The 14,373-nt window shown below is 48.3% G+C and carries 14 protein-coding genes; 9 read left to right on the top strand and 5 right to left on the bottom strand.

Annotation, left to right across the window (positions count from 1 at the left end):
* Positions 1 to 15 precede the first annotated feature (15 nt).
* Positions 16 to 843, top strand: coding sequence for an enoyl-CoA hydratase-related protein (locus tag CLV60_RS05505; RefSeq protein ID WP_106594356.1), 828 nt, complete (start codon positions 16 to 18; stop codon positions 841 to 843).
* A 65-nt stretch (positions 844 to 908) separates the two neighbouring features.
* Here CLV60_RS05505 and CLV60_RS05510 read toward each other — a convergent pair whose 3' ends face one another.
* The 3 genes from CLV60_RS05510 to CLV60_RS05520 all read right to left on the bottom strand — a co-directional run bounded on the left by CLV60_RS05510 (position 909) and on the right by CLV60_RS05520 (position 3,931).
* A complete protein-coding gene (locus CLV60_RS05510; protein ID WP_211302190.1) occupies positions 909 to 2,471 on the bottom strand; it encodes an Rne/Rng family ribonuclease in 1,563 nt (520 codons plus the stop codon).
* 267 nt (positions 2,472 to 2,738) lie between these two features.
* Positions 2,739 to 3,596, bottom strand: a complete 858-nt coding sequence (locus CLV60_RS05515) for a tetratricopeptide repeat protein (RefSeq protein WP_106594358.1) — start codon at positions 3,594 to 3,596, stop codon at positions 2,739 to 2,741.
* 29 nt (positions 3,597 to 3,625) lie between these two features.
* Positions 3,626 to 3,931 (bottom strand): HU family DNA-binding protein, encoded by a 306-nt coding sequence (locus CLV60_RS05520; RefSeq protein ID WP_015813879.1) that lies wholly within the window; start codon positions 3,929 to 3,931, stop codon positions 3,626 to 3,628.
* A 159-nt stretch (positions 3,932 to 4,090) separates the two neighbouring features.
* On the opposite strand from CLV60_RS05520, the gene mutY reads away from it, so the two are divergent.
* The 6 genes from mutY to guaB all read left to right on the top strand — a co-directional run bounded on the left by mutY (position 4,091) and on the right by guaB (position 11,122).
* A complete protein-coding gene (gene mutY, locus CLV60_RS05525) occupies positions 4,091 to 5,173 on the top strand; it encodes an A/G-specific adenine glycosylase (protein ID WP_106594359.1) in 1,083 nt (360 codons plus the stop codon).
* Positions 5,174 to 5,279: 106 nt separating this feature from the next.
* Positions 5,280 to 6,137: a phytanoyl-CoA dioxygenase family protein gene (locus CLV60_RS05530; protein WP_106594360.1), complete on the top strand. Its 858-nt coding sequence runs from the start codon at positions 5,280 to 5,282 to the stop codon at positions 6,135 to 6,137.
* A 225-nt stretch (positions 6,138 to 6,362) separates the two neighbouring features.
* Entirely contained in the window at positions 6,363 to 7,568 is a 1,206-nt protein-coding gene (locus CLV60_RS05535; RefSeq protein ID WP_106594361.1) for a Gfo/Idh/MocA family protein, read from the top strand.
* A 66-nt stretch (positions 7,569 to 7,634) separates the two neighbouring features.
* Positions 7,635 to 8,129 (top strand): single-stranded DNA-binding protein, encoded by a 495-nt coding sequence (locus CLV60_RS05540; RefSeq protein ID WP_106594362.1) that lies wholly within the window; start codon positions 7,635 to 7,637, stop codon positions 8,127 to 8,129.
* Positions 8,130 to 8,256: 127 nt separating this feature from the next.
* Positions 8,257 to 9,573: a transporter associated domain-containing protein gene (locus tag CLV60_RS05545; protein ID WP_106594363.1), complete on the top strand. Its 1,317-nt coding sequence runs from the start codon at positions 8,257 to 8,259 to the stop codon at positions 9,571 to 9,573.
* A 76-nt stretch (positions 9,574 to 9,649) separates the two neighbouring features.
* Positions 9,650 to 11,122 carry an IMP dehydrogenase gene (gene guaB / locus CLV60_RS05550; protein ID WP_106594364.1) on the top strand — a complete coding sequence of 491 codons (1,473 nt, stop codon included), beginning with the start codon at positions 9,650 to 9,652 and terminating at the stop codon, positions 11,120 to 11,122.
* A gap of 211 nt (positions 11,123 to 11,333) precedes the next feature.
* Here the strand turns inward: guaB and CLV60_RS05555 are convergent, their stop codons facing one another.
* Together CLV60_RS05555 and CLV60_RS05560 are read right to left on the bottom strand one after the other, a co-directional pair.
* The gene (locus CLV60_RS05555) at positions 11,334 to 11,990 is read right to left on the bottom strand and encodes a DedA family protein (RefSeq protein ID WP_106594365.1); all 657 of its coding nucleotides are present in this window, start codon (positions 11,988 to 11,990) and stop codon (positions 11,334 to 11,336) included.
* A 41-nt stretch (positions 11,991 to 12,031) separates the two neighbouring features.
* Positions 12,032 to 12,826 carry a phosphosulfolactate synthase gene (locus CLV60_RS05560; RefSeq protein ID WP_106594502.1) on the bottom strand — a complete coding sequence of 265 codons (795 nt, stop codon included), beginning with the start codon at positions 12,824 to 12,826 and terminating at the stop codon, positions 12,032 to 12,034.
* A gap of 166 nt (positions 12,827 to 12,992) precedes the next feature.
* Here CLV60_RS05560 and CLV60_RS05565 point away from each other — a divergent pair, with 166 nt between their 5' ends.
* A complete protein-coding gene (locus CLV60_RS05565) occupies positions 12,993 to 13,475 on the top strand; it encodes a PaaI family thioesterase (RefSeq protein ID WP_106594366.1) in 483 nt (160 codons plus the stop codon).
* Positions 13,476 to 13,499: 24 nt separating this feature from the next.
* Positions 13,500 to 14,333 (top strand): nucleoside triphosphate pyrophosphohydrolase, encoded by an 834-nt coding sequence (gene mazG, locus CLV60_RS05570; protein WP_106594367.1) that lies wholly within the window; start codon positions 13,500 to 13,502, stop codon positions 14,331 to 14,333.
* Positions 14,334 to 14,373: the final 40 nt, after the last annotated feature.

The raw sequence follows: 14,373 nt of genomic DNA on the forward strand, positions 1-14,373 counted from the left end.
TAACCGTGTTTTGGCATGCGATTCTACACCGAAGAAGATATTAGAGCTTTCGATAACGTCCGGTTTTTGCACATCAAAACTGCAAAGGCCGGACATCTTTTTACCATCACGTTAGCCCGGCCTGAAAAGCGCAACGCATTCACGCCGACCATGGCCGAGGAAATCATTTTCGCGCTCGCATGCGCCCATTACGAGGCTGATATCCGATGTGTAGTTTTAAAAGCGGAAGGACCAGTTTTCTGCGCCGGAGCCGATTTGAATGCATTTCACGACGCATCTGCCAACACAATAAATCCAACCTTACCCGCGATCGGTGAAGAAGCCAGGCTGGGCGACGCATTCAATGAGTTGCTAAAACCCTGCATTGCCCAAATCGAAGGCCCGGTATTGGCTGGCGGATTTCTGATGATATGCGGCTGTACTTTTGTTTTCAGTGTTCGAGAGGCAACTTTTAGTCTGCCGGAGGTAAAGCGGGGGATCTGGCCGATGCAGGTAATGGCCTCGCTATTACCCGTTTTGCCTCAAAGAAAGATTCTGGAAATGTCCGTCACAGGAAAGGCATATTCAGGGCAGGAGGCGTTGGAAATGAGCTTGATTACCCATTTAGTTGATAAAGATGCGATCAGCCAAGAGGTAGATAAATTGGCTTCGCAGATTTGTAACAGCGCGCCATTGGCGATACAATGCGGAATGCGGGGCTTGCAAAAAATACAGAACCTGCCTCAAAGCGAGCAGCATGCATTCCTAAAAAGCGAGCTGGATAAGCTCCTCCAAACAGAAGATGCCAAAGAAGGTGCATTAGCCTTCAAAGAAAAGCGGGAGCCGATCTGGAAAGGAAAATAACAGTTTGGTTACAACACCTGACTACAAATGACAACACCTGACCACAAATGACCAGACCTGACTAGTCAGTTCGTCGGCACAATCTCAATCTCCTCCCCATACCGGTTATGGAATTTAAAATCAACCACGCCCAGCGACGAGTCTTTGATCAGTTTCACCCAGGTTTTGTAATGGAAGAACCATTTTACCTGCTCGGAAATCAGTCCTTTGGTAAAATACGAATGCAGGAACGGGTGGAGCGAAATCGTAATGCCGCGCTCGTTCTGCTTGGTGAGAATGTAATCGAGGTTGTTGGCGATTACGTCGGATACGAGAATGCTCGCCTGGATCGTGCCCGTACCGCCGCAAGTAGGACATGTTTCGCGGGTAACGATGTTCATTTCCGGTCTTACACGCTGACGCGTGATTTGCAGCAGACCGAATTTGGATAGCGGAAGAACGGTATATTTCGACCGGTCACCCTTCATTTCATCACGCATGACATCGAACAGCGTACGCTTGTTCTCCGCCTTTTTCATGTCGATGAAGTCGACCACGATAATACCACCCATATCGCGCAGGCGCAGCTGGCGGGCAATTTCCTTCGCCGCTTCGAGGTTCACGCTCAATGCCGTCGCTTCCTGGTCTTCCTCCGAATTGGATTTATTGCCGCTATTGACATCGATTACGTGCAAGGCTTCCGTATGCTCGATGATCAGGTAACCGCCATTAGGAAGGCTTACCGAGCGGCCGAACAACGATTTGATCTGTTTTTCCAGACCGAATTGTTCGAACAGCTTGTTTTTGCCGTTGTGCAGGCGTAGAATGTTCTCTTTCTCCGGTGCGATGTTATGGATGTATGCTTTGATATCATCGTAAACATCCTTGGAATCGACGGTAATGCTATCGAACGATTCGTTGAGCATGTCGCGGATAATCGAAGAAGCGCGGTTCATTTCACCGATCACGCGGTCGCGCGGCTTGGCGTCGCGCAGCGCTTTGATACCGTTTTCCCATTTATCCAGACAGTCCTGCAAATCCTTATTGAGTTCATCCACATCCTTGCCGGTAGCCACCGTGCGGATGATCACCCCGAAATTCTGAGGTTTGATGGACGACATCAGCCGTTGCAAACGGTTTCGCTCCTGCTTGTCGGTGATCTTTTTAGAAAGGTTGACTGAATTCGAGAATGGGACAAGTACAATATACCGCCCGGCGATCGAAATGTCGCATGAAAGTCTCGGGCCTTTTGTAGAAATAGGCTCCTTGACAATCTGAACCAGGATAGGCTGGTTTTTGGAAAGAACTTTATCGATTTTACCAAGCTTCTCAATTTCGGGCTCCATCTTGAAATTTTTCAAGTTGCCCGTGTGCGTCCGCTTGGCAATAACGTCCTTGGTGAGCTTGTTCAGCGAGTTGATATTGGGCCCCAAATCGAGGTAATGCAGGAACGCATCTTTTTCAAAACCGACGTCTACAAAGGCAGCATTGAGCCCTGCCACCAGCTTCCGCACAGTACCGAGGTAAATGTCGCCTACGGTAAAGCTCTGGTCTGGTGTTTCTACGTGATATTCTAAAAGACGTTTATCCTGCAAAAGGGCTATACGCTCTCCCTTTTGAGTAGAATTGATTAGTAATTCGTTACTCAATGTTCAACCAACTGAATGGCTCGATAATGTTGATACTTAACTCCCCGCATATCAGACTGTTAGCGGGATACAAACGTGGGGAATAAGGATGACCGGATCTTAATACTAAAACCCGGTCATAACCAATTATTTCTTCTTATGTCTGTTTTTTCTGAGTCTTTTCTTTCTCTTGTGAGTGGAGATCTTATGTCTTTTTCTCTTTTTTCCGCAAGGCATGATTATGTCGTTTTATAAAATAAGTAATGTATTTCCTTGATGATCTGATGATCAGTTGCCCAGACGGCCCTCCAACTCGCCGATGGCTTGCTGGATTACCGGGTCTTTCTCCTCTTTTTTAACCTCCGACAGAACTTTGCTTGCTTGTTCTTTGTCACCCAATTCCACGAGAGAAAGGCCAAGATAGAACTTAGCTTTCGTATTCTTAGGATTGTTGGTTAAAATCTGTCTGAACCTGTCAGCAGCTTTTGAATATTGGTTAGATCTCATGGACAGGATCCCCAGATTGAACAATGCCAATTCGTTGGTAGGATCCGCGTCAATCACCTCGCGCAGCATCAGGATACCCTGCATCGGGTTCTCTGTGTTCACGTAAGTCATCGCCATGTTGGCTTTGGCAGTCAACAGGCCAGGATTCTGGTCAATTGCTTTTTGGTAATATTCGCGGGTTTTGATTCCCAGGTTTTTTGCTTTCTGCTCGTCCACCGCGAATCCATACGCCTCATAATAACGGTCGCCCGCCCGCATGAGGTTTTCGATGGCAGGGGAGAGCAGGGCTACTTTTTCTGCGTAGAATGCAGCGCTGTCAAATTTTTGAAGCTTTGCAAACTCGTCTGAAAGCTTGATGCCCGCAGCAACCTTGTCTTTATCACCCGCTTGATTGAAGCCGCTTTTGAGCTGATCTACAACTTTCTGCTGATCAGGAGTTAAAGCGGCTCCATCATGCGATTTGGAAGAGGACGCAGCAGCATCGGCAGCCGCGGCAGGAGCCGTTGCGGTTGCAGCGGACTGGCCCTTCTCCTTGTCCACCTCTTTGCCCTTGTTGTTTACGACTACCTTGGGAAGGCTGAAAAGCGTTCCTACCAGTGCTACCGCAAGCACGCAAGAAAGTAAAATGGACTTTTTCATAATCTTATAACCCAACCTTTTCAGGTAAATTACTTTTCAGCGACTGCTTTCAGTTTGTCACTTTCTTTTACCTGCTCAACAAAAACTTTTGCAGGCTTGAAGCTTGGTACAAAGTGCTCGTCAATAATCATGGAAGTTCCCTTTGAAATATTGCGGGCCACTTTGCGCGCACGTTTTTTGTTGATGAAACTACCGAAACCTCTAACATAAAGGTTCTCACCATCAGAAAGTGAGTCCTTTACCACGGTAAAAAACGATTCTAGCGTTTGCTGAACGTCGCCCTTGTCTACGCCTGTTTTCTCGGAAATCTGTGCGATTACGTCTGCCTTAGTCACTTTGATTGTTTACTTTAAGTGGATATTATTTCATTAATTTACTTACTCCTGTAAATTTTGGGAACACAAAGGTACGGTAATTTTAATAAAACTTAAAAGGATGATCTTCCCCTTTTTTATATAATTCATTAAAAAACAGTGCACATAAGTGAAAATAATATGATACCGGACGATTTGGAGGTGATTGATTTTAACAGAAGACTGAAATCCTGGTATCTCGAAAACCACCGTCCTTTACCCTGGCGTGAAACCAAAGATCCATATAAAATTTGGTTGTCGGAGGTGATCCTGCAACAAACCCGCGTGGCTCAGGGAATGCCTTACTATGAGCGATTTGTCGAACAATACCCGACGGTATTCGACCTGGCAGCTGCCGATGAGCGCGATGTGCTGCGGCTATGGCAGGGCCTGGGCTATTACTCCCGTGCGCGTAACATGCATTTCACTGCGAGGCAGGTTGCAAATGACCACAATGGAAGGTTTCCCGAAACATCTGAGAAGCTTTTGAAACTTAAAGGGCTTGGGCAATATACCGCCGCGGCCATCGCTTCTTTCGCATTCGACGAGCCTGTACCGGCGATCGACGGGAATGTGTACCGGGTGATGGCACGCATCTTCGGTATTGAATCGGATATGCTGAGTAATGAGGGGAAGAAGGAGTTTGCAGCAGTGGCGAGGCAACTGGTTTCGAAGGACGATCCCGCTACCTATAACCAGGCGATGATCGAGTTTGGTGCATTGCAATGCGTACCGGCGTCACCGAATTGCATGGCTTGTATATTTAAGGACTCTTGTTTCGCGTACGAGCACCAAATGCAGGGCCAATTGCCCGTTAAAATTAAGAAGCTGACTATTAAGCACCGGTTTCTGAATTATATCATCATTCGGCAGGGTGACAGACTTGTCATGCATGAGCGACGCGGACGCGACATCTGGAAAGGACTTTACGATTTCCTGCTCATAGAATCCAAAGCTCCCGCTACAAATCCTGACTCCCTGACAATACTTGACCCGAATTTTCAAAACTTCCTGAAAAAAGGGCGCCTGACCGAAGTCCCCAAAGTGTATTCGCATATCCTCACACACCAGCGCCTGCAGGTACGGTTCTGGTGGCTCGAAATTCCTGAAACCGAAAGGATAGATTTGCCCCACGGAATGGCTTTTTATAATCACGAGGAAGTGGAAGAGCTTCCAAAACCGATTCTGATCGACACGGTTTTGCGGGAAGAAAATTACCTCTGACCGCCTGATCATTGCTGCTGATAATGGTTGTAGTAGCATTGCGTGAAAACGGAATTATGGTTTAAGCAATATAATTTTGAACTAAACACTTAACCGAGCGACAGTCATGGGAAGTTTCAGCTTGAATGCCAGCCAGATCGCCGACTATAACCGGGATGGCTATATTGTGGTCAAAAACTTGTTTTCTACCGAAGAAGTGGAAAAGCTGTATCATACCGCGGTGGAAAATTCGGTAATGCAGAAGAATGCGATGGATTTGAACGACCAGTCGGGGAAGAAAACGAAGCTGTCGCTCTGGTTTACGCCGGGCGATGATGTGTTCGGGTACCTGATCCGCAGCGAAAGAATGGTCAATTCGGTGTGGCAGCTGTTGCAGGAGGAAAGCCAGGTGTGCCATTTTCATACTAAACTCATGCAAAAAGAGCCTAAGGTAGGTGGTGCATGGGAGTGGCATCAGGACTACGGGTATTGGTATAAAAATCAATTCATTTTTCCGGATCAGTTGATGAGCGTGATGATTGCGCTGACACCCGCTAACAAGGAGAATGGCTGTTTGCAAGTGATAAAAGGTTCGCATAAGATGGGCCGCGTAAATCACGGCTTCGCGGGTGAGCAGGTGGGTGCGGACATGGAAATGGTGAACCACGCGTTGAAGACTATGGATCTGATTTATTGCGAACTCGAGCCAGGCGATGCCTTGTTTTTTCACAGCAACCTTATGCACCGGTCGGAGGCGAACTTGTCTGACCACCCGCGATGGTCGCTGATTTCCTGCTATAATTCCCAATCCAATATTGCCTATGCCGAAACCTCGACGTCGTGGCGGGTGCCGGTTTCCATTGTTCCCGATCATGCATTGCTGGAATGGAATGCGACTTCATTTGAGAACGCTGATTTTCTGAAAAAGGAGAACGACCCGGCGTTGAAATCCACTGGCTGGGAGAATGAAGTGAAGACGACGTAATTTTTAATTTGTTGTCATGAATAGTCATGAATAGTCATGAATAGTCATGAATAGTTAGGGGTAGTCATGGATTGTCATTTGTTGAAAAACAATTTCTGTCTACACCTGACTATTCTTGACCACACGTGACAATTCTTGACCACACCTGACAATTTCTGACCATACCTGACTACACCTGACAATAAATACCCGACCTGTTCCTAAAACTTTTAACTGATTGTTGATATGCAGAAAATTGCAATGCTGGGCTCCGGCTTTATCGGACGTTTTTATGCGGAATCCATTCATGGGCAGCGTAGCCGCGACCGCGTGGTGGCCATTTATGCGCGGCGGGAAGAAAGCGCCAAAAAATTTGCCGACGATTATGGCTGCGACTTCTGGTCTTCGAATATGGAAGAGGTGATCGCACATCCCGATGTGAATATGGTTTGCATTGCATTGCCCAATAATGTCCACGAGGAAGCGGTGCTGCTTTGCGCCAAACATAAAAAGGCCGTGGTATCGACCAAGCCCCTGGGGCGCAACGGCGCAGAGGCATTACGGATGCTGAAAGCCGTCGAGGAGGCTGGAATATTCGCGGGTTACCTGGAAGATCTTTGCTACACCCCGAAATTTTTGAAATCGCTGGAAAGTGTTAAAAATGGCTCGCTAGGTCGCATTATCTGGGCCAAATCGCGCGAGGCGCACCCGGGCCCGCATAGCGAGTGGTTTTGGGATATTGAGCAAGCAGGCGGCGGTTGCATTCTGGATTTGGGCTGCCATTGCATCGAGATTTCACGGAATTTTATTGGGAAGGATATCAAGCCCGTGGAGGTAATGTGCTGGGCGGATACGCAGGTGAAGCCCATCGATGCCGAAGATCATGCGATTGCATTGGTTAAATATGAAAATGGCGCTATCGGGCAATTCGAGGTGAGCTGGACGTTCCGTGGAGGGATGGATTTGCGCGATGAGGTAATGGGGACCGAGGGTACGATCTGGATCAATAACTTTTTGAGAACGGGTTTTGAAATGTTTACGACCGGGCAGAATCCGGATGGTGCAGGTGAGGAATATGTGGCTGAAAAGGCCGAAAGTAATACCGGCTGGCTGTTCCCGGTAGGCGACGAGGTGAACGACCTGGGGTATAACCACATGTTCACGGATATGTTCAATTCTGCTGAAAAAGGTAATGAGCCCGCTGAGACGTTTTATGATGGCTACATTGTGAATGCGGTGATCGATGCGGCTTATAAATCGGCAAAATCGAAGCTTTGGGAAAAGGTTGAACTTCCGGTCTGGCGCGGGCGCGAGGGCGTAGAGAAACCTTCCAACTATGTTTCGTACAATGAAACACATTACCTGATCAAGCAGGAAGTAACGCACGACGGACGCAACAAACTGATCCTGAAAGACAAGGTTACAGGCAAGATCACCGAGCAGGATATTTAACGGGCGTTTCTCATGAAATATGCCTATATTTAAGGTTGCAACAAACATTAACCGCGTTAAAAAATCATGGCAGGAAGTGTTAATAAAGTAATTCTGATCGGTAATCTGGGGAGTGACCCGGAGGTCCGGTACCTCGAAAGCGGCTCGGCGGTAGCGAAGTTCAACATCGCGACTACCGAGAGCTACACGAACAAAAACGGCGAGCGCGTCGATAATACCGAATGGCACCGCATTGAGCTTTGGGAAGGATTGGCTAAGGTAGCCGAGAAGTACCTCAAAAAAGGAAACCAGGTGTATATCGAAGGCCGTATCCGTACCGACACCTGGACGGATAAGGAAGGCCAGCAGCGTACCGGCGTTACCATTCGTGCCAATAGCATGACGTTGTTGGGCGGACCTTCGGGCGGCGGTAACTCTGGTGGGGATTATAACCAGGGTGCTCAGCAGGGCGGTTACCAGCAATCGGGCAACGCGCCGCGCGGCAATGCGCCGCGGCCGTCGGACCCGATACCACCATCTATGGCGGCAGGTAGTAACGATGACGACGACCTGCCGTTCTGATGTATTCTACGAGATAATGACGAGTCCCGCTTAGAAATGTATTTATTCCGAAATAGATACAGTTATTAAGCGGGATTCGCTACATTTATCTGATTGAATAGCTATTTTGAACATTCTCTGACATTTCGTGAAAGAAACCGAAGACAGTGACGACCCGCTTGCCCGAACGCGTACGGGGATTTATTTTCCCCAGAAAAGTACGCAAACCACTCTGGCAGGGGTGCTCATACCCGTTGATTTCCTGGCTCCCTACGACTTCTTCCTTGTTATTTTTCTACTGACAATATCCCTGTTTCTGTCGGGAATCCGGGCGGCTTATGCGGCTTCCGGAGCGATGGAAAATCCCTGGGAGCGCAAAGCAGAAGGCGATAATCAATTACCTACACGCATTCAACAGCTGGCGCTTTCACTCGTACAGCGGGGTATTACGCTGTTTGCATTGCTTTTGGCAGCTCGCCTGGCGTGGCTGCATATGCAGGCAGGAAGCGTGGAGATGGTCCGTTGGGCTGTACTGGCGTTCCTGGTGATCTGGATTTGGCTGGATGCGCTGGTGCGGTATAACAGTGCACGTAAGGCGCAGGAGTTTATACCCAGGATATCAGGCCTCACGCAGTTTTTGATCAAAATATGCAAGCCGCTCACGCAGCCTATCATGAAGCTCGGGTACTCTTTCGGCGTGCTTACTCCGCAGGGCGCGGAGATTACCACCGAAATGCTCGAAGCGAAGGCAGAGAGTGAGGAAGAAACGGATTTGCTGCGCGGGTTGGCCAACTTCCGGCAAACCAATGCGAGGAAGGCCATGCAGGCGAGGGTTCAAATCACGGCATTTGACATCGAGCTTGACTTTCACGAATTAATGGACCGCATTAATAAATCGGGTTACTCGCGGGTACCGGTTTATCGGGATGACCTTGACCACGTGGAAGGTATTTTAAATGTGAAAGACCTGCTTCCGCATATTCATCTGGATGAGCATTTCAATTGGCAGAAACTGTTGCGCCCGGTTTATTTCATCCCGGAAAGCAAGCGTCTCGACGACCTGATGAAGGATTTCCAGAACCGCCGCGTGCACATGGCGATCGTAGTAGATGAATATGGCGGTACCAGCGGATTGATCACCCTGGAAGATATTATTGAGGAAATTTTCGGGGATATTAATGATGAATATGACGAAGACGAGGAGGTGAATTACACCCAGGTCGACGAGCATACCTATGTGTTCGAAGGGAAGGTGCTGATCAACGACCTTTGCCGCATTTTGAATCTCGAAACCGATTATTTTGATGAAGTTAGGGGCAATAGCGAATCCTTGGCGGGCCTTTTGCTTGAACTGTTTTCACGGCTTCCAAGGACAGGCGAAATTGCCACGCACCGGGAAGTCACCTTCAAGGTACAGTCGGCCGACAAGAAGCGCATTAAAAAAGTGAGAGTGCTGGTATCATAAAAAAAATACAATTCGATTTTATTTACTCAGAACTTCTTCTTAATTTTGCCCGGCAAATAACAATAGTTTATTTGCTATGAACACAGACCCATCCAAAGTCCTCTTCGAGGCGCTCACCTACGACGACGTTCTGTTAATCCCCGGTTATTCAGAAGTCCTGCCTCGTAACACATCAACAAAAACCAAGCTTACCCGCAACATTGAGTTGAACATTCCTATTGTTTCAGCTGCTATGGATACGGTGACGGAATTTGAACTGGCCATCGCTATGGCTCAGGAAGGTGGTATTGGAATAATCCATAAAAATATGTCCCTGGAAGCGCAAGCTGAGCAGGTGAGAAAGGTAAAACGTTCTGAAAGCGGTATGATCCTCGACCCGATCACGCTGCTCGACACTGCGACTCTTGGTGACGCGCACCAGATCATGCGCGAGTTCAAGATCGGAGGTATCCCCGTAATCAACAAAGACCACAAACTGGTAGGTATCCTGACCAACCGCGACCTTCGTTTCGAACGTGAAATGAGTAAGCCGGTGACCGAGATCATGACGAAGGACAACCTCGTTACGGCTTCGGAAGGTCTCTCGCTCGACGACGCGGAGAAAATCCTGCAGGAGTACAAAATCGAAAAGCTTCCGATTGTAGATTCAGAGTATCGTCTGACAGGTTTGATTACCTACAAAGACATCCTGAAGCGCAAATCACACCCGAATGCATGTAAGGACGAATACGGCCGCCTGCGCGTAGGTGCAGCCATCGGCGTTACACCCGACGTGCTGAAACGTGTGGAAGCGTTGGTGAAAGCAGGTGTTGACGTTGTAAGTCTCGATACCGCGCATGGACATTCCAAGGGTGTAATCGACGCACTGAAATCCATCAAAGCTGCATTCCCGAAACTCGATGTAATTGCTGGTAACGTGGCAACCGGCGAGGCAGCCAAAGCATTGGCCGAGGCTGGTGCCGACGCGGTGAAAGTAGGTGTAGGCCCTGGTAGTATCTGTACAACCCGTATCATTGCCGGTATCGGTGTCCCTCAGCTGACTGCGGTAATGTGGGCAGCGGAAGGTCTGAAAGGCACAGGAGTACCGGTAATCGCCGACGGCGGTATCCGCTTCTCGGGTGATATGACCAAAGCATTGGCCGGCGGTGCCAGCACGATCATGATCGGATCGATGCTCGCCGGTAGCGACGAAGCTCCGGGTGAGGTTGTAATTTACGAAGGACGTAAATTCAAGGCATACCGCGGAATGGGCTCGGTGGAAGCCATGGAAGATGGTTCCAAAGACCGTTACTTCCAGGATGCGGAGGACGATGTGAAGAAACTGGTTCCGGAAGGTATCGTGGGTCGCGTACCATTCAAAGGTAAAGTTTCCGAAATCATTTATCAGATGGTAGGAGGTTTGAAAGCGGGTATGGGCTACTGCGGCGCGGGAGATATCGAATCGTTGCAGAATGCGCAATTCGTGAAAATTACTTCGGCAGGTGTGAAAGAAAGTCACCCGCACGATATCATGATCCAGAAAGAGGCTCCGAACTATTCGAGATCGTAGTTGCGGTTTGGTGGTCGGTAGTCGTTCTGACCGCCGACCGCCGACCATGGACCGCCGATGCGCGTGTTCTTGTGGCTGCCGATTAGAGGTTATACAAAACAGAAAAGCGTCGTAGGGAAACCCTAGACGCTTTTCTGTTTTGTACTAATATATTATTTCAAACTCAGTAACACTAATCGGCGGTCAGCGGTCGGCCGTCGGCGGTCAAAAATTACGCCGCGCTAGGCTTTGCAAACCGGCTTTTCAGATAAGAGAAAATCATTGGGAGAATGGAGATTCCGATGATACCGAAAATTACCAACTCGAAGTTCTTCTTAACAATCTCCATATTTCCGAAGAAGTAGCCGAGCAACGTGAGGGTAGGAACCCAAAGCAATGCACCGACTATACAGAAGACGATGTAGCGTGAATAGTTCATGCTGCCCGCGCCGGCAACGAATGGCGCTACCGTACGGACGATCGGAATGAAACGGGCCATGATAACCGTGCTTCCACCATGCTTTTCGTAGAATGCTTCGGTTTTTTCGAGGTATTCTCTTTTAAGGAACAATATCTTCTCGCGTTTCTTGATTTGGCCCCCGAAGGTTTTTCCCATAAAATAGTTGACGTTGTCACCCAGCAAGGCCGCAATAATGAGGATGATGATGATCAACCACACATTCAGGCCGGTAGTTTCGTTGGCGGCAATGGCACCCGCGGCAAAAAGGAGCGAGTCGCCGGGAAGCAGCGGCATGATTACCAGGCCGGTTTCGGTGAAGACAATTAAAAACAGAATGACGTAAGTGAGTGTACCATATTCTTCCACGATGTTAAACAAATGCTTGTCGAGGTGGAGGAAGAAATCAATGAACTGGGTTAAAAATTCCATAGCTATACGTTAAGTTGACAATCTGTTTTATGAGTCCTGACTTATTTGGAATCGATTTTCCACTTCTGCTTCGTTTTGGTATTCAGGAAGTGGTTGAAAGTATCTCCGCGAAGACCTAGGCGGATCGTTTCGAGCGGAATCAGTTCGCTTGGAGCGATGTTGCCCAGGTTAACATTGGCGCCGAGCAGTTTCACAAACCATACTTGTTGTGATTTCTGGGGAGCTTCCCAGATCATATCTTCAAATGCAATTTCTGTAAGGATTTCTTCTACAAGCCCCTGGCGCACTTCGCCACTCGCGCGGAACAAGCCCACATTACCTGATTCACGGGCCTCACCGATCACCTTCCAGGCTCCCGCCTGCAATTCAGATTTGATCAGCTGGATCCATTTGTAGGGAGGGATGATCTTGTTTTCATCTTTAGAGCCTACTTCTGAAAGAACGGTGACCTGCTGCGCAAGTTTCGAAATATACTCGCATTTAACATCCTGCGGCATTTCAATGGAGCCGTCGGAAACCTCTGCGTGAGACAGTTGGTATCTATCGAGTAACTTCCGGTAATCATCAAACTGGTTTCTAACCACAAACGCTTCGAACAGCGTTCCCCCGAAGTACACCGGAATATTGGCATTTTTATAAACGGCCAGCTTCTCGTTCAGGTTCGGACTTACGAACGAAGTGGCCCAACCCAGTTTTACGATATCAATATAAGGCGATGCGGTGGACAGCATATCTTCTGTTTCCCTGACACTCAGCCCTTTGTCCATCACCATGGTAAGTCCTTTTGTTCTGGGTTTCTGGGAACGCTCGGGAACCTGCGATAACGTAAAATTCATATATGAGTAAGCATTTATCTCTGGCAAAAAACTCCGGCAAAGGTAGTAATAACCTTCGATACGTAACAATAAAATCCATAGCATTGACTCGTAACCATCAATTTTTCTACGATAATTACTATTTTTAAAAATCGCATTCATACCTATTCAAATCATTGTGACACCTATGAACACACACGCACAGATTGATCCGCAGACAGAAAACGAGCGTCTGTCTTTCCTCCGGCAATTCATCGGCAGACCGATGGACCAGCATTTTTCACCCGTCGCCAAATGGCTTAATGGCGTTCTGCTTTTGATCGATGAGGGCGCAATGGAGGTTGAATACCATGTAAGGGAGGATATGTGCAACCCGATGGGCACATTGCACGGAGGCATAGCGGCGACCATTCTCGACGATATTGTAGGAACGATGGTTTACGCGCTGGGACGCGAGTTTGGCTTCACGTCGGTCAACCTGAACTGCGATTTTCTCAATCCAGCGGTGGTGGGCGATGTGCTTGTGGCAAAATCCGAGGTGATCCGGGCAGGGAAGAATATCGTGCATGTAGAAGGACGGCTCATGAATGTCCATGGCCGGATCGTTGCCAAATGTACGAGCAACCTCATCCAAACAGGCTTTAAATTACCGCTGGTGCCGGGGCAGTAACCGGTTTCGCCGTATCTTTGCGATATGGAAAAACAATTCAGTGACCTGCCCGAGAACCGCCAGCAACAGCTTATGGCTTTCGACCGTTTGTTGACGATCATGGACGAACTCCGGGAGCAATGCCCGTGGGACAGAAAGCAGACCATGGATAGCCTGCGCCACCTGACGATCGAAGAAACCTACGAACTTTCCGATGCTATATTGAACAATGACTTGCCCGAAATCCAGAAGGAACTCGGGGACGTTTTGCTGCACATTGTTTTTTATGCCAAAATCGGTTCGGAGAAGGCAGAAGACAAAACTTACAATTTCGATATTAAGGATGTGCTGCACGGCATTTGCGATAAGTTGGTTGCCCGTCACCCCCATATTTACGGCGATTTTGTGGCCGATACCGAAGAAGCTGTCAAGCAGAATTGGGAAAAGCTGAAATTGAAAGAAGGCAATAAATCGGTGCTCTCGGGGGTGCCTGCGTCCCTGCCCGCGCTCGTGAAGGCGATGCGTATTCAGGAGAAAGCAAGAGGCGTTGGGTTTGACTGGGATGAAAAGCAGCAGGTATGGGCCAAGGTGGAAGAGGAGCTGCATGAATTTAAGGAAAACTTCAACATTGAATCGGCTGATGTGATCGATCAGAAGGAAGCCGAAGGCGAATTTGGTGACTTGCTGTTTTCATTGGTCAATTATTCAAGATTTGTAGATATCAACCCTGAAACGGCTCTCGAAAGAACCAACAAGAAGTTCATTAACCGCTTTCAGTATCTGGAAGAAGCCTCAAAGGCCGACGGCAAATCGCTGTCCGATATGACACTGGAAGAAATGGATATTTACTGGAACCGGGCGAAGGCGCTCGGGGTTTAAAAATTTTGTTCTGAATGATGTTACCAAATGTTGAATGTAG

It is taken from the genome of Dyadobacter jiangsuensis, from assembly GCF_003014695.1.
Classification (GTDB): domain Bacteria; phylum Bacteroidota; class Bacteroidia; order Cytophagales; family Spirosomataceae; genus Dyadobacter; species Dyadobacter jiangsuensis.